General features: G+C 64.0%; 16 protein-coding genes. 11 read left to right on the top strand and 5 right to left on the bottom strand.

Features of this window, described 5'->3' with window-relative positions; genetic code table 11:
• Positions 1 to 86: 86 nt before the first annotated feature.
• Together ACWGTO_RS21625 and ACWGTO_RS21620 are read left to right on the top strand one after the other, a co-directional pair.
• Complete coding sequence (locus tag ACWGTO_RS21625; RefSeq protein WP_454576837.1) at positions 87 to 947, top strand: TIGR01459 family HAD-type hydrolase; 861 nt, start codon at positions 87 to 89, stop codon at positions 945 to 947.
• Positions 948 to 957: 10 nt separating this feature from the next.
• The gene (locus tag ACWGTO_RS21620; protein ID WP_454576836.1) at positions 958 to 1,941 is read left to right on the top strand and encodes a bifunctional riboflavin kinase/FAD synthetase; all 984 of its coding nucleotides are present in this window, start codon (positions 958 to 960) and stop codon (positions 1,939 to 1,941) included.
• 12 nt (positions 1,942 to 1,953) lie between these two features.
• Here the strand turns inward: ACWGTO_RS21620 and ACWGTO_RS21615 are convergent, their stop codons facing one another.
• From ACWGTO_RS21615 to ACWGTO_RS21600, 4 genes are all read right to left on the bottom strand, one after another.
• Entirely contained in the window at positions 1,954 to 2,508 is a 555-nt protein-coding gene (locus ACWGTO_RS21615) for an HdeD family acid-resistance protein (RefSeq protein WP_454576835.1), read from the bottom strand.
• 87 nt (positions 2,509 to 2,595) lie between these two features.
• On the bottom strand, positions 2,596 to 3,186 hold the full coding sequence (locus ACWGTO_RS21610; protein WP_454576834.1) for a flavodoxin: 591 nt from the start codon (positions 3,184 to 3,186) through the stop codon (positions 2,596 to 2,598).
• Between the two features lie 14 nt (positions 3,187 to 3,200).
• Positions 3,201 to 4,190 (bottom strand): aldo/keto reductase, encoded by a 990-nt coding sequence (locus ACWGTO_RS21605; RefSeq protein WP_454576833.1) that lies wholly within the window; start codon positions 4,188 to 4,190, stop codon positions 3,201 to 3,203.
• Between the two features lie 37 nt (positions 4,191 to 4,227).
• On the bottom strand, positions 4,228 to 5,367 hold the full coding sequence (locus ACWGTO_RS21600; protein WP_454576860.1) for an aldo/keto reductase: 1,140 nt from the start codon (positions 5,365 to 5,367) through the stop codon (positions 4,228 to 4,230).
• 134 nt (positions 5,368 to 5,501) lie between these two features.
• Here ACWGTO_RS21600 and ACWGTO_RS21595 point away from each other — a divergent pair, with 134 nt between their 5' ends.
• From ACWGTO_RS21595 to ACWGTO_RS21580, 4 genes are all read left to right on the top strand, one after another.
• The gene (locus tag ACWGTO_RS21595; protein ID WP_454576832.1) at positions 5,502 to 6,392 is read left to right on the top strand and encodes a LysR family transcriptional regulator; all 891 of its coding nucleotides are present in this window, start codon (positions 5,502 to 5,504) and stop codon (positions 6,390 to 6,392) included.
• Positions 6,393 to 6,576: 184 nt separating this feature from the next.
• Positions 6,577 to 7,380, top strand: coding sequence for a MipA/OmpV family protein (locus tag ACWGTO_RS21590; RefSeq protein ID WP_454576831.1), 804 nt, complete (start codon positions 6,577 to 6,579; stop codon positions 7,378 to 7,380).
• Positions 7,381 to 7,606: 226 nt separating this feature from the next.
• Complete coding sequence (gene ileS / locus ACWGTO_RS21585) at positions 7,607 to 10,528, top strand: isoleucine--tRNA ligase (RefSeq protein WP_454576830.1); 2,922 nt, start codon at positions 7,607 to 7,609, stop codon at positions 10,526 to 10,528.
• Positions 10,529 to 10,729: 201 nt separating this feature from the next.
• On the top strand, positions 10,730 to 11,413 hold the full coding sequence (locus tag ACWGTO_RS21580) for a hypothetical protein (RefSeq protein WP_454576829.1): 684 nt from the start codon (positions 10,730 to 10,732) through the stop codon (positions 11,411 to 11,413).
• A 27-nt stretch (positions 11,414 to 11,440) separates the two neighbouring features.
• Here the strand turns inward: ACWGTO_RS21580 and ACWGTO_RS21575 are convergent, their stop codons facing one another.
• Positions 11,441 to 11,893, bottom strand: a complete 453-nt coding sequence (locus ACWGTO_RS21575) for a nucleoside deaminase (protein ID WP_454576828.1) — start codon at positions 11,891 to 11,893, stop codon at positions 11,441 to 11,443.
• 179 nt (positions 11,894 to 12,072) lie between these two features.
• Here ACWGTO_RS21575 and ACWGTO_RS21570 point away from each other — a divergent pair, with 179 nt between their 5' ends.
• The 5 genes from ACWGTO_RS21570 to ACWGTO_RS21550 all read left to right on the top strand — a co-directional run bounded on the left by ACWGTO_RS21570 (position 12,073) and on the right by ACWGTO_RS21550 (position 18,767).
• Positions 12,073 to 14,340 (top strand): pseudouridine synthase, encoded by a 2,268-nt coding sequence (locus tag ACWGTO_RS21570; protein ID WP_454576827.1) that lies wholly within the window; start codon positions 12,073 to 12,075, stop codon positions 14,338 to 14,340.
• Between the two features lie 47 nt (positions 14,341 to 14,387).
• Positions 14,388 to 14,942, top strand: a complete 555-nt coding sequence (gene rsmD, locus ACWGTO_RS21565) for a 16S rRNA (guanine(966)-N(2))-methyltransferase RsmD (RefSeq protein ID WP_454576826.1) — start codon at positions 14,388 to 14,390, stop codon at positions 14,940 to 14,942.
• Between the two features lie 96 nt (positions 14,943 to 15,038).
• Positions 15,039 to 16,394: a M16 family metallopeptidase gene (locus ACWGTO_RS21560; RefSeq protein WP_454576825.1), complete on the top strand. Its 1,356-nt coding sequence runs from the start codon at positions 15,039 to 15,041 to the stop codon at positions 16,392 to 16,394.
• A 274-nt stretch (positions 16,395 to 16,668) separates the two neighbouring features.
• Complete coding sequence (locus ACWGTO_RS21555; protein WP_454576859.1) at positions 16,669 to 17,910, top strand: M16 family metallopeptidase; 1,242 nt, start codon at positions 16,669 to 16,671, stop codon at positions 17,908 to 17,910.
• Entirely contained in the window at positions 17,907 to 18,767 is an 861-nt protein-coding gene (locus ACWGTO_RS21550; protein WP_454576824.1) for a patatin-like phospholipase family protein, read from the top strand. Before ACWGTO_RS21555 ends, ACWGTO_RS21550 begins: the two co-directional genes overlap by 4 nt.
• Positions 18,768 to 18,781 lie beyond the last annotated feature (14 nt).

Raw genomic sequence — 18,781 nt, 5'->3', positions numbered from 1 at the left:
GATGAAACGCTTCGGTTAATGCGGGGCCGGTTGCGGCGGACCGTCGGCTGCAGCTTTCGCAACGATTGTCACATCAGGAAAACGGCATGGCGGATTCGCCTGACATCATCGGCTCGCTCGCGGATTTGTCGGGAGCCTACTCGGCCATCCTGTGCGATGTCTGGGGCGTGATCCACAATGGCGAATGGCATTTCCCGGCGGCTGCCGAGGCGCTTGCCGCCGCGCGTGCGGCCAAGCTCCCGGTTGTCCTGATCACCAATTCACCGCGCCGCAATGCCGATGTGGTGGCGCAGATGAATGCGATCGGCGTCCCCAGCGCCGCCTTCGACCGTGTCGTCACATCAGGCGATGTAACCCGCGACCTCATCGCCGAAGGCCCGCGAAAAATCTTCCACATCGGCGCCGACCGCGATTTTACCCTCTATGACGGTCTCGATATCGAGCTCGTCGAGGAGTTCGAGGCCTCCGGGGTCGTCTGCACAGGCCTGTTCGACGACGAGGTGGAAACACCTGAGGATTACGCCGAACTGCTGCGCCGGCTGCGGGCCAGGAACCTGCCTTTCATCTGCGCCAACCCTGACATCGTGGTGGAGCGCGGCGAGCGCATGATCTGGTGCGCCGGGGCCTTGGCCCGCGACTATGCCCAACTCGGCGGCCGCACGCTGATTGCCGGAAAGCCCTATGCGCCGGTTTATGATGCAGCAATGCGAGAGGTCGCCTTGCTTCTCGGCCGCGACGTCGAGCGCTCCGAGGTGCTGGCCATCGGCGACGGCATGATGACCGACATCAAGGGCGCCACCGACAATGGCATAGACGTGCTTTACGTGTCGGGCGGCATTCATGCGCGCGACTATGGCGATGCCATGCAGCTGGACCCCGCCAGGCTTGCAGCCTTTCTGCAAAAGCACGGCTACCGGCCGGTCGCCGTCATTCCGAGACTGCGGTAGGGTCGCTTCCATGAGCGCAGCCTTCGAACATATTTCCGCGACGGCGCCGCTGCCTGCGCATTTGCGTGGCGGCGTGGTGGCGATCGGCAATTTCGACGGCGTTCACCGCGGCCACCAGGCCGTGCTCGACCGCGCGCTTGCCGAAGCCAGGCGACGCGGCGTGCCGGCGCTGGTGCTGAGCTTCGAGCCGCATCCACGTAAGGTGTTCAGGCCCGACATGCCGCTGTTCGTGCTGACGCCGCCGCCGATGAAGGCGCGGCTGTTGTCGCATCTGGGCTTTGCAGCGCTCGTCGAACAGCCGTTCACGCGCGCCTTTGCCGGCCTGTCGGCCGAGGCTTTCGTCACCGATGTGCTGGAGACGAACCTCGGCATCACCCATTCCGTCACCGGCTTCGATTTCCACTTCGGCAAGGACCGGCAAGGCGGCCCAGCCTTTCTGATGGCGGCAGGCGAGCGCCACGGTTTTGGCGTCACCCTGGTCGACGCCTTTCGCGACGAAGGCGCCGAGGTGGTGTCGTCGAGCCGCATCCGCGCATTGTTGTGCGAGGGCGAAGTCGCCGAGGCCGCCGGCCTGCTCGGCTACCGCTTCACCGTCGAAAGCGAAGTCATCGGCGGCCAGCAGCTCGGCCGCACGCTCGGCTTCCCGACAGCCAACATGAGGCTTTCTACGGAAGCGACTCTGAAGGAAGGGATTTATGCCGTCCGCTTCCGCCGTGCCGATGGCACGCTTTATGACGGTGTGGCCAGCTTCGGTCGCCGCCCGACTGTCGACGACAATGGCGCGCCGTTGCTCGAAACCTTCGTCTTCGACTTTTCCGGCGATCTCTATGGCGAGATCTGCGAGGTCTCGTTCTTCGGCTTTTTGCGCCCCGAGGTGAAGTTCGACGGGCTCGATGCGCTGGTGGCGCAAATCAAGCGCGACGAGACGGAGGCACGCGCGCTGCTGGCCGGCGTCAGGCCACTTTCAGACCTGGACAGCGCGATCGCTTTTTGAGCTTCCGGCCGCTTACCTCTTCAGGGCCAGTCCGAGAGCGATGAAGCTCCAGCCCTGGAAGATCAGGTCGATGGCCAGGAACAGGCCTAGCACCCACAGGCTATTGACCGGCCAGCCTATGGCGATCGTCAGGCCCGCCAGCACGCTGATCAGGCCGGCCGCGACGACCCAGCCCCAGCCATTTTCAGGCCGGTGGCTGTAACCAACCCAGGCCCTGAGCGCGCCCGAAGCGACCAGCGCCACCGCCAGCAGCAAGGTCAGCACCGTCGATGCCAGCAGCGGATTGTCGAACGCGAAGAAGCCGGCAACCGCATAGAGCAGGCCGCTGAGGAGCCAATAGAAGAAGCGGCTCCAGCTCTTCACGCCGAAGGCATGCACGATCTCGATGATGCCGGCCATCAGCATCAGCCATCCCACGACATAGACCGAAGCGACGGTGGCGATGAACAGATTGCCGAAGGCAATGCCGCCGAAAATGAGCAGCAGCACGCCGAGCGCGACGAACCACCCCCATTTGTCTCGTGTCCGGCCGATCGCGTCCTTCAGGGTGTCACCGTGCAGGGTCATAGCCGCATCTCCTCTGAAGTTCGCCGCGTTTCATGCCGCATTCCGAAGGTTAGCGCCAACGACCTTGACCGTCCAGCAAGTAGCCCGCTATCGGAACTTCAGGGTCTCCAGCCATCCAGCGACACGCTCGATGGTCTGCCGCTCTTGCGGAGCCTGCATCGAAAACCCTTCTTCCAGGCGCGCTTGAGGGGCGTGGGTGGCCAGAACGGCCTGGCTGTTGCCGAGGCCAAAGCCGCCATGCGTGATGAACGGAATGATCGTCTTGTCCGCCAGGTCGTGGGCGGTGAGGAAAGAGCGGATTACGGGCGGAGCGGTTTCACCCCAGATGGGGAACCCCAGGAACACGCGCGCATAGGATGCGGTGCTCGCAATCAGGGCTTTGAGCGGCGGCCGGTCGCCGCGGTCGCGCTCTTGCCGCGCTTGCTCGACGGTTTCGAAGTAGTCAGCCGGGTAAGGTGTTGCCGGCACGATTTCGAAGAGATCGGCCGGCAGCGTCCGGCTGAGCTGGCCGGCGATGACGCGGGTATTGCCACTCCGCGAAAAGAACGCCACCAACGACTTGCCGTCCGGGCCAGGTGCGGCTTCGGTTTGCGCGACCGATGCACTCCCCGCCGCGAGCGGAAGCAACAAGGATGACATCAGAATCTTGCGCCTGGTTGGCTTTTGATCATCGGTCATGATGCAGATCCCGATCAGAGCCCGGTCATCTTGAGCGCTGCTTCGGGCAGGCGTTCGCCTTGGACGTCGATCTCCGCCAAGGCGTCGGCGAGCTCCTGCAGATCTTGAAGGGTCAGCGTCACGTCGATCGCGCCAAGGTTGTCCTCAAGGCGGTGACGTTTGGTGGTGCCCGGAATCGGTACGATCCAGGGCTGCTGGGCGAGCAGCCAGGCCAGCGCGACCTGGGCAGGTGTCGCGCCTTTGCGCTCGGACACACCCCTCACGACATCGACCAGAGCCATGTTGGCCTTGCGCGCCTCCGGCGAGAAGCGAGGCACATTGTTACGGAAATCGGTCGGGTCGAATTTGGTATTCTCGTCGATCTTGCCAGTCAGGAACCCCGCGCCCAATGGGCTGAACGGCACGAAACCGATGCCGAGCTCTTCACAGACCGGCAACAATTCGGCTTCGACGCCACGGTAGAACAGCGAGTACTCGTTTTGCACCGCGGTAACCGGCTGGACGGCGTGCGCGCGGCGGATGGTTTGGACGCCCGCCTCCGAAAGCCCCCAATGGCTGACCTTACCCTGGGCGATCAGGTCCTTGATGGCGCCGGCGACGTCCTCGATCGGAACGTTCGGATCGACCCTATGCTGGTAGAACAGGTCTATACGATCGGTTTTCAGACGCTTGAGGCTCGCGTCCGCGACACGCTTGATGTGCTCGGGGCGGCTGTTGGTGCCGCCGCTACGGGCACGGGTCTCAAGGTCGATATCAAACCCGAATTTGGTGGCAATGACGACTTGATCGCGGATCGGCGCGAGGGCCTCGCCAAGGAGCTCCTCATTGGCGAAAGGCCCATACGCCTCGGCGGTGTCGAACAGTGTCACGCCCCGCTCATGCGCGAGACGGATCAGCCCGACCATTTCCGACTTGTCGGCTGGCGGCCCGTACGCGGAGGTCATGCTCATGCAACCCAGGCCGAGGGCGGATACCTGCAGGTCTCCGAGCGTTCTGATTTTCATAACGAACTCCTGTGCAATGGCGTGTGGAAATACCGGCTCAGCTCTTTTCCGGCGCTTCGACGCCGGAGTAGACCAGCACGGCGTCGGGCAGGCGCGCGCCCTGAACCTGGATTGCGCCGACCGCGGCGTTGAGTTCCGTAAGTTCCTCCGGCGTGAACCGGATTGTATCGGCGCCTATGTTTTCGAGCAGATGGGGCATCTGGGTCGTCCCAGGTATGGGAACGATCCATGGCTTCTGCGCCATCAGCCAGGCGAGCGCGATCTGCGCGGCGGTAGCTTGCTTACGCCTGGCCCAGCTTTTGATCATCTCGACCAGCGCCAGATTGTGCGGCAGATTCTCCGCTGAGAATCGGCCCTCGACCTTGCGAATATCTCCGTCGGCGAACCGGGTTCTGGCATCGATGGCGCCGGTCAGGAAGCTCACGCCGAGCGGGCTCCATGGGACAAAGCCGATGCCAAGTTCCGCGCACACCGGAAGCACTTCGCTCTCGGGCCCGCGCCATAGCATGGAGTACTCACTTTGGACGGCGGTGACCGGCAGCGCGGCGTGGGCGCGGCGGAGTGTGCCCAGTCCCATCTCGGACAGCCCCCAGTGCAGAACCTTGCCCTGGTCCATAAGACCCTTCACGGCGCCGGCAACGTCCTCGATCGGCACGTCCGGGTCGACCCGATGTTGGTAAAGCAGATCAACGCGATCGGTACCCAGGCGCTTGAGCATGCCGTCGACCGCCAGCTTGATGTGGTCCGGGCGGCTGTTCAGGCCAGGGCGCCGCTCGCCTGTCTCCAGGTCGATGTTCCAGCCAAACTTCGAGGTGATCACGACGCGGTCTCGGAAAGGCGCTATACCCTCGCCAAGGATCCGCTCGACTTCATGGGGGCCGTAGGCCTCGGCGGCGTCGAAAAACGTCACACCGCGATCGAACGCGGTCCGGATAATGTTGATCATCTCGGGGCGGGTCGGGATTGTTGTCTGATAGGTCCGGCTCATGTTCTGGACGCCAATGCCGAGGCTGGAGACTTCCAGCGATGCCAGCTTCCGCCGCCCGTTCAGCGCCTCGGCGCTGTTGAGGGCTGTCGGTTGAGCCGGCTCCTGGGCCGACGCCTGGGAACCGGCAGCCAGGAGAAGCGGCGTCGTTGCGAGACTCCCTGCCGCGCTCAAAAAACCGCGGCGTCCCATCCTGAACGTTCGCTCGGTTTCCATGCCTGCTCTCCTTCTTTGTTGCTGCTGCGAAGAAGGTAGGGCCTGTGGCATCATACGAAAACCTGCTATAATTCGCATGAGCCTGTTAGCTGGACTAACAAATATACGCCATGCAGAATTTCAACGACCTTGCCGCATTCGCGATGGTCGCCCGGGAACGCAGCTTCACCCGTGCGGCAGCCAAACTAGGGGTGTCGCCTTCGGCTCTCAGTCAGACGGTCCGCAACCTCGAGGAACGGATCGGGCTCAGGCTTCTGACGCGGACCACACGCAGCGTCGCACCGACGGAAGCCGGTGATCGCCTTTTGCGCACGTTGAGCCCAAGGTTCGAGGAGATCGAGGCAGAACTGGCCACCTTGAACGAGCTGCGCGAGAAACCGGCCGGAGCGGTCCGCATCACCGCAGGTGAGCACCCGGCGATTTCCGTTCTGCAGCCTGCGCTCAAGCGGTTCCTGCTGGACTATCCCGACGTCCAGGTTGAGATCATCGTCGACTACGGCCTGACGGATATCGTCGCCGAGGGCTATGATGCCGGCGTCCGCATGGGCGAGCAGGTTGCGAAGGATATGGTGGCTGTCCGTATTGGGCCGGACATCCGCATGGCCGTTGTCGGTTCGCCGAAATATTTCAAGCGCTTCCCGACCCCGCAATCCCCGCAGGACCTGACCGCGCACAAATGCATCAACATGCGGCTGCCGACCTATGGTGGGCTGTTCCCTTGGGGACTCGAGAAGGACGGCCGCGAGGTGAAGGTGCGGGGCGACGGCCAACTGGTCTTCAACAACCTAGGAATGCGATTGAATTCGGCGTTGGACGGGTTGGGAGTAGCCTATATGCCTGAGGACCAGGTGCTTCCGCACATTGCCGAGGGACGGCTTGTCCGGGTGCTGGAGGACTGGTGCCCGTACTTTCCGGGCTATCACCTGTATTACCCAAGCCGGCGTCACACCTCGCCGGCTCTATCCCTGCTGGTCGATGTTCTGCGTCACCGAGGCGGCTGATCGTGGCCACCCGGCAAAGCCGCTTTCCAGCCGATGGCGGCGCGTTCAAGTAGGCCACAACGCCAAAACAGCATGGCCGTTGCCCGTCACTGTTACCGATTTTAAGTCAAATTTTACCGAACCGGGCCATGGCTTCTGGCGCGGCCGGGTGTTCTCTCCGCTTTGTTTCGCGTATGGGGTGATGATGCGTATTGTCAGGACGATTCCGCTGCTTCTCGCCTCGGCGCTGCTCTCCGTGTCCACCGCCAAAGCGGGCGAGGGGACGTTCGGATGGCTGTCGGGCGACTGGTATCTGACGCTTGGCGCCACCGGCATGGTCGCGCCGAAATTCGAAGGTTCCAACAGTCTTCTGCTCAGCGCCACGCCGATCATCTCGCTGGGCAAGGTCGGTCCCGCCGCGCGCTTCACCTCGCGCAATGACAACATTTCGCTGGCGCTGGTCGACGATGGCGGCGTGCGCGCCGGCCTGACCGGAAAGTTCCTGTTTTCGCGCAGCAGCAAGGACGAGCTGAAAGGCCTCGACCCGGTGCGTTGGGGCGGTGAAGTGGGCGGTTTCTTCGAGTTTTACCCGACGGACTGGTTGCGCGCCCGCGCCGAACTGCGTCACGGTATCCGTGCCCATGACGGCTTTGTCGCCGACATCGCCGCCGATGCCTTCTACGATATCACGCCGACGGTCCGTATTTCGGGCGGCCCGCGCGTGTCGTTCGCCTCGTCGGGCTATTTCGACTCCTACTACGGCGTCAACGCCAAGGAGGCCGCAGCCTCGGGCCTCAGCGAATACCATCCCGGCGGCGGCCTGAAATCCACCGGCCTCGGCGGCGCCATCACCTGGAAGGTGACGGAGCCGATGACCGCCAGCCTGTTCGGCGAATATGCGCGCCTGATGGGCCCGGCTGCCGATTCCAGCCTGGTCAAGGAGCGCGGCGAGCGCGACCAGTTCACGGTCGGCGTCTCGACCACCTACCGTTTCAACTTTTCAATGTAGGCGATTCCGCGCTTTATTCCTGCCGTGGCTTCGGCTAAAAGCCGGGCATGACCAGCTTTTCGCGCCTTTTCGCGATCGCGATACGAATTACAGGCCCGGTGTTCCGGGTGGCCTGAGCGCCGCCGGAGCCGCCGGGAGTTTCTGCGCGCCCCCTCGCGCTTTTTCCAAATCATGATAGTTCAACGCCCGAGCCTCGATGCCGCCGGGCAATGCACATGGCAGACCAATGACCGACACTGTTGAAACGATCGACTATTCCAAGACGCTTTACCTGCCGCAGACGGATTTCCCGATGCGCGCCGGCTTGCCGGAGAAAGAGCCGCTGCTGGTGAAGCGCTGGCAGGACATGGACCTTTATCGCAAGCTGCGCGAGGAGGCCGCCGGCCGCGAAAAATACGTGCTGCATGACGGCCCGCCCTACGCCAACGGCAACATCCATATCGGCCATGCGCTGAACAAGATACTCAAGGACGTCATCACCCGCTCGTTCCAGATGCGCGGCTACGACTCCAACTATGTGCCGGGCTGGGACTGTCACGGTCTGCCGATCGAATGGAAGATCGAGGAGCAGTATCGTGCCAAGGGCAAGAACAAGGACGAGGTACCGGTCAACGAATTCCGCAAGGAATGCCGCGACTTCGCCGCGCACTGGATCTCGGTGCAGGGCGGCGAATTCCAGCGGCTCGGCGTCGTCGGCGATTTCAAGAACCCTTATACGACGATGGCCTTCCACGCCGAGTCGCGCATCGCCGGCGAGCTGTTGAAGTTCGCCATGTCGGGCCAGCTCTACCGCGGCTCCAAGCCGGTGATGTGGAGCGTCGTCGAACGCACCGCGCTGGCCGAAGCCGAGGTCGAGTACCAGGACTACGAGAGCGACACGATCTGGGTGAAGTTTCCGGTGTCGCAGAAGTCACCCGAATTGCGGGATGCCCATGTCGTCATCTGGACGACGACCCCATGGACCATCCCGGGCAATCGCGCCGTCAGCTATTCGCCGCGGGTTGCCTATGGGCTCTACGAGGTTACCGCAGCTGAGAACGCCTTTGGACCGCAGCCGGGCGAAAAGCTGATCTTTGCCGACGCGCTGGCCGAAGACTCGGCGGCCAAGGCCAAGGTCACCTTGAATCGCCTTCACAACATTTCGGCAGAACAGCTTGAAAGTCTTACGCTTTCGCACCCCTTCAAAGGGCTTGGCGGCGGCTATGAATATCCGGTGCCGATGATTGCCGGCGAGCATGTCACCGACGATGCCGGCACTGGCTTCGTCCACACCGCGCCCAGCCATGGCCGCGAGGATTTTGACGCCTGGACGGACGCGGTGTCGGACCTGCAGGCGCGCGGCATCGATACGGCAATCCCGTTCCCTGTGGACGATGCCGGCTTCTTCACAAAAGAGGCGCCGGGCTTCGGTCCGGATCGCGAAGGTGGGGCGGCGCGCGTCATCGACGACAACGGCAAGAAGGGCAACGCCAACCAGGCCGTCATCGACGAACTGATCAAGCGCAATGCGCTGTTCGCGCGCGGCCGGCTGAAGCACAGCTATCCGCATTCCTGGCGCTCGAAGAAGCCGATCATCTTCCGCAACACGCCGCAATGGTTTGTCTATATGGACAAGGACCTTGGCGACGGCACGACACTGCGCAGCCGGGCGCTGAAGGCCATCGATGACACGCGCTTCGTGCCGGCCGCTGGCCAGAACCGCATCCGCGCCATGATCGAGGAGCGCCCGGACTGGGTGCTGTCGCGCCAGCGCGCCTGGGGCGTGCCCATCGCCGTCTTTGCCGACGAGGACGGCAATGTGCTGAAGGACGAGGCGGTCAACCAGCGCATCATGGACGCTTTCGAACAGGAAGGCGCCGACGCCTGGTTCGCGGAAGGCGCCAAGGAGCGTTTCCTCGGCAACCACGATGCTTCCAGATGGAAGCAGGTCATGGACATCCTCGACGTCTGGTTCGATTCGGGCTCGACCCATGTCTTCACGCTCGAGGACCGTCCGGATCTCAAATGGCCGGCCGACGTCTATCTCGAAGGCTCCGATCAGCATCGCGGCTGGTTCCACTCCTCGCTGCTCGAAAGCTGCGGCACCAGGGGCAGGGCGCCTTACCAGACCGTCGTCACCCATGGCTTCACCATGGATGAGGAAGGGCGCAAGATGTCGAAATCGCTCGGCAACACCGTCGTTCCGCAGGACGTCATAAAGCAATCAGGCGCCGATATCCTCCGGCTGTGGGTGGTGACGACTGACTATTGGGAAGACCAGCGGCTTGGCAAGAACGTGCTGCAGACCAACATCGACGCCTACCGCAAGCTCCGCAACACCATCCGGTGGATGCTGGGCACGCTCGCCCATGACGATGGCGAGGAGGTGCCGCTGGAAAAGATGCCGGAACTGGAGCGGCTGATGCTGCACCGGCTGGCCGAGCTGGATGAGGTCGTGCGCTCGGGCTACGACGCGTTCGAGTTCAAGCGCATCACCCGCACTTTGCTCGACTTCATGGTGATTGAGCTGTCGGCCTTCTATTTCGACATCAGGAAGGACGCGCTCTATTGCGATGGGCCTTCCAGTGTGAAGCGCAAGGCCTCGGTGCAAGTGGTGCGCCACCTCTTCGACTGCCTGGTGAAGTGGCTGGCGCCGATGCTGCCCTTCACCACGGAAGAAGCCTGGCTCGACCGTCATCCCGATGCAGTCTCGCTGCATCTTGACCAGTTCCCTGAGATTCCAGCTAACTGGAAGAACGAGACGCTGGCGGAGAAATGGCGCAAGGTGCGGCAGGTCCGCCGTGTCGTCACCGGCGCCCTTGAGATCGCACGGGCGCAGAAGGTCATCGGCTCATCGCTGGAGGCCGTGCCCGTCGTGACCCTCGACGATGCCGCGCTCGAAGCCGCGATCGCCGATGTCGACATGGCCGAAATGGCGATCACCAGCGATCTCGTCATCGCCCATGGCAAGGCGCCGGAAGGCGCCTTTGCGCTCGACGATGTCAAGGGTGTCGCCGTCGTGGTCGAAAAGGCCGAGGACCGCGGCCTGGTCAAATGCGCCCGCTCGTGGCGCTATACGGCCGATGTCGGGCAGGACGGCGAATTCCCCGACGTTTCGGCCCGCGATGCCGCGGTGTTGCATGAGCTGCAGGCGCTGGGACGTTTGTGAGCGCTCACAGGCCGGTGCACAAAAGCCACGCCGCGTGGGCGAAAACCGCACGCGCGTTGCCCTTAACGAGTGGTTGAGGTAAACACGCGAAACTCCGGAAGACAAATTGTCGCCGGATTTCCGTCGCAAGAGCGTGGACGATGGGGACCGGGCCTTTGGCCGGTGACGATCGAGAGGCTGTCTATAGTGGGACTTTTTGGCATGACCGACAGAACTTCCGTGCGCGTTGCGCTGCTGGCGCCGCTTGTCGCGTCCGGCCTCGCTCTGTCCGGCTGCATGGGTTCGCCCACCTACGGCACTGACAAGACGGCTGGCGAGCAGCTTGCCGGCGACCTTTCCGGCGCCTTTTCAATCGCGCCGAAGCGCAAGCAACAGATCGACTACAAGCCGCGTCCGGAGCTGGTGAAGCCCGCGCCAGGGCAAAAGGAAGTGCTGCCGGCGCCGCAGGAAAGCATCGAGACGGCGAGCACCGATTGGCCCGAATCGCCCGAGCAGCGACGCGCCCGTCTGCGTGCCGACGCCACCGCGCATCAGGACGACCCGGCCTACCAGTCGCAGATCGTAGATGATGTGCAGACCGATCCGGCGGCTGTAAAGAAGGCAATGGCGGATTCAGCCTCGAGCCACCCGCCGCGCTGGTCGCCGCTGGATTCGGACAAGGGCCGCGCCGCCGAGATCCAGCGCCGCTCGGCAGAGGGCAAGCAGGGCGATCCCACCAGCCGCAAATATCTGAGCGAGCCGCCTCTGGCCTATCGCGCAGCTGCCGACACCGCGCCACAGGGCGAACTCGGCGAGGATGAATACAAGAAGGAACGCCGCCTCAAGAAGGAAGCCGCCGCCAAGAGCAAGAGCGGCGGGCTGTTCGACTGGCTGCCTTCCTGGTAGGAAGCGTCGCCTTCGCAGTTGAAGGCTCTACGGTTCACGTCTTTCCCTGAAGAATTCCTTGAGCAGCAAGGCCGCATCGGCCTCGGCCATGCCGGGATAGATATCGGGCGTATGGTGGCAGGTCGGTGAAGCGAAGAAGCGCACGCCGTTGACCACCGCGCCGCCCTTCTCGTCGGCCGCGCCGAAATAGAGCCGGCGCAGCCTGGCGAAGGAAATGGCGCCGGCGCACATGGCGCAGGGCTCCAGCGTCACATAGAGGTCGTGCCCGGTCAGCCGCTCGCTCGAGAGCTTCTGGCAGGCCGCGCGGATCGCCAGCATTTCGGCATGCGCCGTCGGATCGGCAAGTTCGCGGGTGCGATTGCCGGCGGATGCCACCACCGTATCGCCGCTGGCGATGACTGCGCCGACGGGGACTTCGCCACGCAAGGCGGCGGCTTGCGCCTCTTCCAGCGCCAGCACCATGAAATCCGGCCGCTTCACGCGGTTTCCATTCCGATTATCTCCTCGCCACTTAGCGGTGATCCTGTTATGGAGCGCGTCAACCCGAATATCGGAACAGATTTTCGGAAATGATCATGCGCCAAATCAAAGTGCTATAGCGTTCGTTGCGCGCCCAAAGGATGCGCCACGCTGTAGCAGCGCAAACGGACAAAGGCCACATGGACGACCACGACAAAAAATCTCCGCGCCACAAAGGCCCGGGCAAAAGCGGCCCGAGAGCTGCGGGGCCACGCCGCGATGGCGCCGCCGGCAAAGGCGGCAAGCCTTCCTTCGGGGCCAAGAAACCCTATTCGCCGCGCGGCGCGCGGCCGGCAGCGGCTGAAGGCGAGCGGCCGAAGCGCGACTTCAAGAGCGGCGACAGGCCGTTCAGCAAGGCTCCGCGCCCGGAAGGCAAACCCTACGAAAAGCGCGAAGGTCCGCGCAAACCTTACGCACCGCGCGGCGACCGGCCGATGGCGGCTAATGGCGAGCGGCCGAAGCGCGACTTCAAGAGCGGCGACCGGCCGTTCAGCAAGGGTCCACGCCCCGAAGGCAAGCCCTACGAAAAGCGCGAAGGTCCGCGCAAACCTTACGCACCGCGCGGCGACCGGCCGATGGCGGCTGATGGCGAGCGGCCGAAGCGCGACCTCAAAAGCGGCGACCGGCCGTTCAGCAAGGGGCCACGCCCGGAAGGCAAGCCGTTCGAAAAGCGCGAAGGTCCGCGCAAGCCTTATGCGCCACGCGGCGACCGGCCGATGGCGGCCGATGGCGAGCGGCCGAAGCGCGACTTCAAAAGCGGCGACCGGCCGTTCAGCAAGGGGCCACGCCCCGAAGGCAAGCCCTATGAGAAGCGCGAAGGTCCGCGCAAGCTCTACGCACCGCGCGGTGATCGGCCAGCTTCCGCCGAAGGCGAAAAGCGTTTCGACCGGCCAAAGCGCGATTTCGGTGATCGCGCACAACGCGACGCCGGAGATCGTCCCAAGCGTGACTTCGCGGATCGTCCCAAGCGCGATTTCGGTGGCGACCGGCCGCAAGGCGCATCTGGCAACGGCTTCAAGCCGCGTCCGCGCGCCGTGGAGGCTGAAGAAGCCGGCGAGCGTATCGCCAAGCGGCTGGCGCGCGCTGGCCTTGCCTCGCGACGCGATGCCGAGGATCTGATCGCGGCCGGTCGCGTCAAGGTCAACAACCAGACTTTGATCTCGCCGGCCTTCAACGTCATGCCCGGTGACATTATCCATCTCGACGGCATGGAAATTCCGCCGATCGAACGCACAAGGCTGTTCCTGTTCCACAAGCCGGCCGGGGTCGTCACCACCAACCGCGACCCCGAGGGACGCAAGACCGTGTTCGACGTGCTGCCGGCCGAATTGCCGCGGCTGATGACCATCGGTCGGCTCGACATCAACACCGAAGGCCTGCTGCTGCTCACCAATGATGGCGGGCTGTCGCGCGTGCTCGAACTGCCTGCCACTGGCTGGCTGCGCCGTTACCGCGTGCGCGTTCATGGCAAGGTTGAGGAAAGCGTGCTTGCGGGCCTGCGTGAAGGCATTGCCGTCGATGGCGTCTTCTACGGTGCCATCGAGGCGACGCTCGACCGTGAGCAAGGCACCAACGCCTGGCTGACGATCGGCCTGCGCGAAGGCAAGAATCGGGAAGTGAAGAACATCCTTGGTTCGCTCGGCCTCGACGTGACGCGGCTGATCCGCATCTCCTACGGGCCGTTCCAGCTCGACGACCTCGCCGAAGGCCATGTGCTGGAGATCAAGGGCCGCGTCTTGCGCGACCAGCTCGGCGAACGCCTGATCGAGGATTCCGGCGCCAATTTCGACGCCGAGATCACCAAGCCGTTCTCCAACCAGCCGGTGCGGCGTGAGCGCGAAGTGGAGCCCGAACGGCCGAAATTCACCCGCGAGGGCGACCGCCGGCCGATCGGCGAGGGCGGTCTGATCAAGAACCGCAAGCGCCGTGAGGGCAGCCGCGACGAGGCGCTGGGCAAGCTGTCGACCAGCCCCGAAAGAGGCGCAGCGCCGGCAAAGAGCTTTGGCGACCGCGGCCCACGGCCCGAGCGAAGCGAGTTTTCAGGCAAGCCGCGTGGCGATTTCGGCGACAAGCCGCGCGGAGGCTTCGGCGACAAACCTCGTGGCGCCTTTGGCGACAAGCCGCGAGGCGGCAAGAAGCCCGAGCGCGAGCAGCGGCCGATCGAGCCGCCGGGCCAGCGCAAGGCCAATGTCTGGATGGCGCCGGGTGCGCGTCCGATCGGCAAGGGCAGGGCGGAAGCCGATGCTGCCAAGGCGGCTGACGCCAAGGCGCGCAAGGCCTCGTTCAAGCCGGCCTATGGCAAACCGGGAGGCGCGAAACCATTCGGCAAGCCGCGCGGCGAGCGTCCGGATGGCGGTCGGGGCGGCGAGCGTCCGCGCAACGGTCCCAAGGGGCCCCGGACCAGATGAGGGCCGGACCAGAATGAGACGCGTATTTGAATGAGATCCGGGCTTAAATGAGAATCGTCGGCGGCCAATTTCGCGGGCGTCCGCTGGCGACGCCGCGCGACCATGCCATCCGACCGACCACCGACCGCGCCCGCGAGGCCGTCTTCAACGTGTTGGCGCACCGCTTCGCCGCCAAGCTCGAGGGCGCCCGTGTGCTCGACCTCTTCGCCGGTACCGGCGCGCTCGGCCTCGAAGCGCTGTCGCGCGGCGCTTCCTATGGCGTGTTCATCGAAGAATCAGCGGAAGGGCGCGGCTTGATCCGCACCAATGTCGAAGCCTTTGGTCTCACCGGCCGCACCAAGATCTTTCGTCGCGACGCGACTGCCTTGGGCGAGGCCGGCACGCTTGCGGCCTTTGGCCTGATCTTCGCCGATCCGCCCTATGGCAAAGGTCTCGGCGAACGCGCGCTGCGTTCGGCCAAGGCAGGCGGCTGGCTGCTGCCCGGCGCGCTCTGCGTGGTCGAGGAAGCCGCCTCGGCGCCCTTCGAGGTTGGTCCCGAATTCGCGGTGGTTGATGAACGCAACTACGGCGAGACGGTGATCCGGTTCATCGAGGCTCGGTGAGGGCGGAGCGGTTGGCGCCTTCAAAATGACGCACAATTCACTTTGCCTCGGTGGCTAACCTGCCTATCGTCGCGCGACAACAAACCGGAGCCATCAATGACACTTCATGCCGAATGGCTGCGGAGCGCGTTGCTCGCCACCGCACTGACCGTGGCCGCCCCGGCTCTTGCCGCGGACGATGGCAAGGTGGCGAACTTCCTGCTCGACAACGGCATGGAAGTGGTGGTCATCCCCGATCATCGTGCCCCGATCGTCACCCATATGGTGTGGTACAAGATCGGCAGCGCCGACGAGCCGGCAGGCAAATCCGGCATCGCGCATTTCTTCGAACATCTGATGTTCAAGGCCACGACCAACCACGCAGCGGGCGAATTCGACCGCGCCATTTCGGATATAGGCGGCTCCAACAACGCCTTCACTTCCTATGACTACACCGCCTTCCACGAGACGGTGACGCCCTCGGCGCTCGAACTGATGATGAACTTCGAGGCCGACCGCATGCGCAACCTCATCTTGACCGACGAGGTCATCAAGACCGAGCGAGACGTGATCCTGGAAGAGCGCCGCTCGCGAATCGACAGCAACCCCGAGGCCGTGCTCGACGAAGAGGTCGATGCGACCCTCTGGCAGAACCAGCCCTACCGCATTCCGGTGATCGGCTGGATGCAGGAGATGGAGCAGCTGAACCGCACCGATGCGGTTGCCTTCTACGACAAGTACTACCGGCCCAACAATGCGGTGCTGATCGTTGCCGGCGATGTCGAGCCGGACGCGGTCAAGGCGCTGGCCGAAAAGACCTATGGCAAGGTCGCGCGCGGCCCGGACCTGCCGCCGCGCATCCGCCCGGTCGAGCCCGAGCAGAACACCAAGCGCACGGTGACGCTCACCGATGCGCGCGTTTCGGTGCCGAGCTTTTCGACGCAATGGGTGGTTCCGTCCTACCACACGGCAAAGCCCGGCGAGGCCGAGGCGCTCGACCTGTTGGGAGAGATCCTTGGCGGCGGCAGCCGCAGCCGGCTTTACCAGCAGCTCGTGGTCAAGCAAGGCATCGCATCGGGGGCCGGCGCCTTCTTCCAGGGCACGATGCTCGACGCCACCAATTTCACCGTCTACGGCGCACCGCGCGGTGACGCCAAGCTGAGCGACGTCGAGGCGGCCGTCGACGCCGAGATCGCCCGCATCGTCAAGGACGGCGTCACCGCCGACGAACTGGAGAAGGCCAAGGCTCGCTACATCAGGGCCATGATCTTCGCCCGCGACAAGCAGGACGAGATGGCCAATCTCTACGGCGCCGAGCTCGCCACTGGCGGCAACGTCAAGGATATAGAGGAATGGCCGGACCGCATTCGCAAGGTCACCACCGACGAGATCAAGGCGGTCGCCGCACGCTATTTGCTGCTCGACCGTTCGACCACCGGCTATCTCTTGCCGCAGCAACAGGCGGGGAATTGATTCGATGACGAACCTGCTTGGCGTCGTGCCTTCTCCGAACCGGGCTCCCTCTTCTCCCCTTGTGGGAGAAGGTGGCCGAGCGAAGCGAGGTCGGAAGAGGGGTGTTCCAGCTTGGCAAGGACGGCGATCCGTCACCCACCCCTCATCCGTCTCGGCGCTGCGCACCGATCCACCTTCTCCCACAAGGGGAGAAGGGAACGCCGCGCTGCGCGCCTTCGCCACTTTGTTCCTCTCGATCCTCTTCCTCATCCTGCCGGCGCTTGCGGCTCGCGCGATGGACATCCAGCCGGTGACCTCGTCAAAGGGCATCAACGCGTGGCTGGTCGAGGATCACTCCATTCCGATCATCGCCATTCGCTTCGTCTTCGATGGCGGCTCGACGCAGGATCCGGCGGGGCGGGAAGGGCTGGTCTATCTGATGACCGGCCTGTTCGACGAGGGTGCCGGCGATCTTGACAGCGAGGCCTTCCAGACCAGGCTTGACGATGCCGGCGCCGAAATGGGCTTCGACGCTGCGCGCGACGGCACCTATGGCTCGATGCGCATGCTGGCCGAGCAGAAGGATGCCGCCTTCGACCTGCTCAGGCTGGCGGTCACCAGGCCGCGCTTCGACCAGGCGCCCATCGACCGCATCCGCTCCCAGATCCTGTCCGGCATCATCGCCAGCGAGCGTGACCCCAACACCGTCGCCCAGACCAAATGGCTGCGCGCCATCTATGGCGACCATCCCTATTCGCGGCCCGACCAGGGCACCAAAGACAGTATCGCCACCATCACCGCGGCGGATCTGGCTGCCTTCCACAAGGCCAATTTCGCCCGCAATGGCCTACATGTCGCGGTGGTCGGCGACATCGACGCCGCGACGTTGAAACGAAAGCTCGATGACGTGTTTGGCGATCTGCCGGAAAAGCAGCTGCTGCGGCCGGTTGCCGATACCGAGCTGAAGCTCGGCCAGCAGCTGGAGGTCGATTACGACCTGCCGCAGACCTCACTGCAGTTTGCCTATCCCGGCGTGAAACGCGATGCGCCGGATTTCTTCCCGGCGGTGCTGATGAACCAGATTCTCGGTGGCGGCACCTTCACCTCGCGCCTCTATGGCGAGGTGCGCGAAAAGCGTGGCCTTGCCTATAGCGTCGATTCCAACTTGGTCGATCACCAGCATTCCAATGCGTTGATCATCACCACCGCGACGCGTTCGGACCGCGCGGCCGAGACGCTCGCCATCGTCAAGGAGGTGGTCAAGAAGATGGCCGAGGAGGGCCCGACCGAGGTCGAACTGGACGCGACCAAGAAATACATGGTCGGCTCCTACGCCATCAGCAATCTGGATTCTTCCAGCGCCATTGCATCGACGCTGGTGGAATTGCAGCTCGACAATCTCGGCATCGACTACGTGCAGCGCCGTGCAGCGCTCATCAACGGCGTGACGCTCGACCAGGTCAAGGCGGCGGCAAAGAAGCTGCTGACCCCGGCCCCCGCGATCATGAGCATCGGCCCGAAGCTGGAGGCCAAATGACGGCGCCCACTTTCGGCATAGCCTTTGGCGGCGGCGGCGCCCGCGGCCTGGCCCACATCCACATCGTCGAGGCGCTGGACGAGCTCGGCATCAAGCCAGTGGCCATCGCCGGCTCCTCGATCGGCGCCATCATGGGCGCCGGCATGGCCTCTGGCATGAGCGGCAAGGAGATCAAGGACTATGCCCGTTCGATCCTGGGCCGCCGCGCAGAGGTGGCAGCGCGGATGTGGCGCTCGCGGCCCGGCACCATCGCCGAGGCGATGCAAGGCGGCATCCGCGTCAGCCAGTTCAACATCGAGCGCATCCTGAAGGCATTCCTGCCTGAAGCGATCCCTGAAACCTTCGCCGAACTGAAAATCCCGCTCAAGGTAACGGCGACCGACTATTTCGGCCACAAACTGGCTGTCTTCGACGATGGCGACCTGCATTCGGCCCTGGCCGCCTCGGCCGCCATTCCCGCCGTCTTCCGCCCGGTGACGCGCGACGACCGCGTGCTGATCGACGGCGGCATCTACAATCCGGTGCCGTTCGATCTGATCGAAAACGCCGCCGACATCATCATTGCCATCGACGTCGTCGGCGCGCCGAGCGAGGCCGAGCGCAAGCACCCGACCACTGTCGACCTGATGTATGGCGCCACGCAACTGATGATGCAGTCGATCATCGCCCACAAATTGAACCAGCGCCCCCCTGACATCTTGATCCGCCCGCCAGTGTCGAAATACCGCGTGCTCGATTTCATGAAGATCGACACGCTGATGGCCGAGACCGAGGAGATCAAGGACGAGCTGAAGCGCGAGGTGGAGCGGGTGGTCGAGGCGCGTGCCAAGGGGGAACGAGGGAAGAAGGCTGGGTGAGGGAAGCTGCTGAT

This window comes from Mesorhizobium sp. PL10 (assembly GCF_053714315.1).
Note: the sequence above shows the minus strand (reverse complement) of the source record. Positions and strands in the feature narration are given on the sequence as shown.

Bases quoted from the DNA above. Each gene is read 5' to 3' on its own strand.
- ACWGTO_RS21625 (WP_454576837.1), top strand. From the start codon at position 87: ATGGCGGATTCGCCTGACATCATCGGCTCGCTCGCGGATTTGTCGGGA.
- ACWGTO_RS21620 (WP_454576836.1), top strand. From the start codon at position 958: ATGAGCGCAGCCTTCGAACATATTTCCGCGACGGCGCCGCTGCCTGCG.
- ACWGTO_RS21615 (WP_454576835.1), bottom strand. From the start codon at position 2,508: ATGACCCTGCACGGTGACACCCTGAAGGACGCGATCGGCCGGACACGA.
- ACWGTO_RS21610 (WP_454576834.1), bottom strand. From the start codon at position 3,186: ATGACCGATGATCAAAAGCCAACCAGGCGCAAGATTCTGATGTCATCC.
- ACWGTO_RS21605 (WP_454576833.1), bottom strand. From the start codon at position 4,190: ATGAAAATCAGAACGCTCGGAGACCTGCAGGTATCCGCCCTCGGCCTG.
- ACWGTO_RS21600 (WP_454576860.1), bottom strand. From the start codon at position 5,367: ATGGGACGCCGCGGTTTTTTGAGCGCGGCAGGGAGTCTCGCAACGACG.
- ACWGTO_RS21595 (WP_454576832.1), top strand. From the start codon at position 5,502: ATGCAGAATTTCAACGACCTTGCCGCATTCGCGATGGTCGCCCGGGAA.
- ACWGTO_RS21590 (WP_454576831.1), top strand. From the start codon at position 6,577: ATGCGTATTGTCAGGACGATTCCGCTGCTTCTCGCCTCGGCGCTGCTC.
- ileS (WP_454576830.1), top strand. From the start codon at position 7,607: ATGACCGACACTGTTGAAACGATCGACTATTCCAAGACGCTTTACCTG.
- ACWGTO_RS21580 (WP_454576829.1), top strand. From the start codon at position 10,730: ATGACCGACAGAACTTCCGTGCGCGTTGCGCTGCTGGCGCCGCTTGTC.
- ACWGTO_RS21570 (WP_454576827.1), top strand. From the start codon at position 12,073: ATGGACGACCACGACAAAAAATCTCCGCGCCACAAAGGCCCGGGCAAA.
- rsmD (WP_454576826.1), top strand. From the start codon at position 14,388: ATGAGAATCGTCGGCGGCCAATTTCGCGGGCGTCCGCTGGCGACGCCG.
- ACWGTO_RS21560 (WP_454576825.1), top strand. From the start codon at position 15,039: ATGACACTTCATGCCGAATGGCTGCGGAGCGCGTTGCTCGCCACCGCA.
- ACWGTO_RS21555 (WP_454576859.1), top strand. From the start codon at position 16,669: ATGGACATCCAGCCGGTGACCTCGTCAAAGGGCATCAACGCGTGGCTG.
- ACWGTO_RS21550 (WP_454576824.1), top strand. From the start codon at position 17,907: ATGACGGCGCCCACTTTCGGCATAGCCTTTGGCGGCGGCGGCGCCCGC.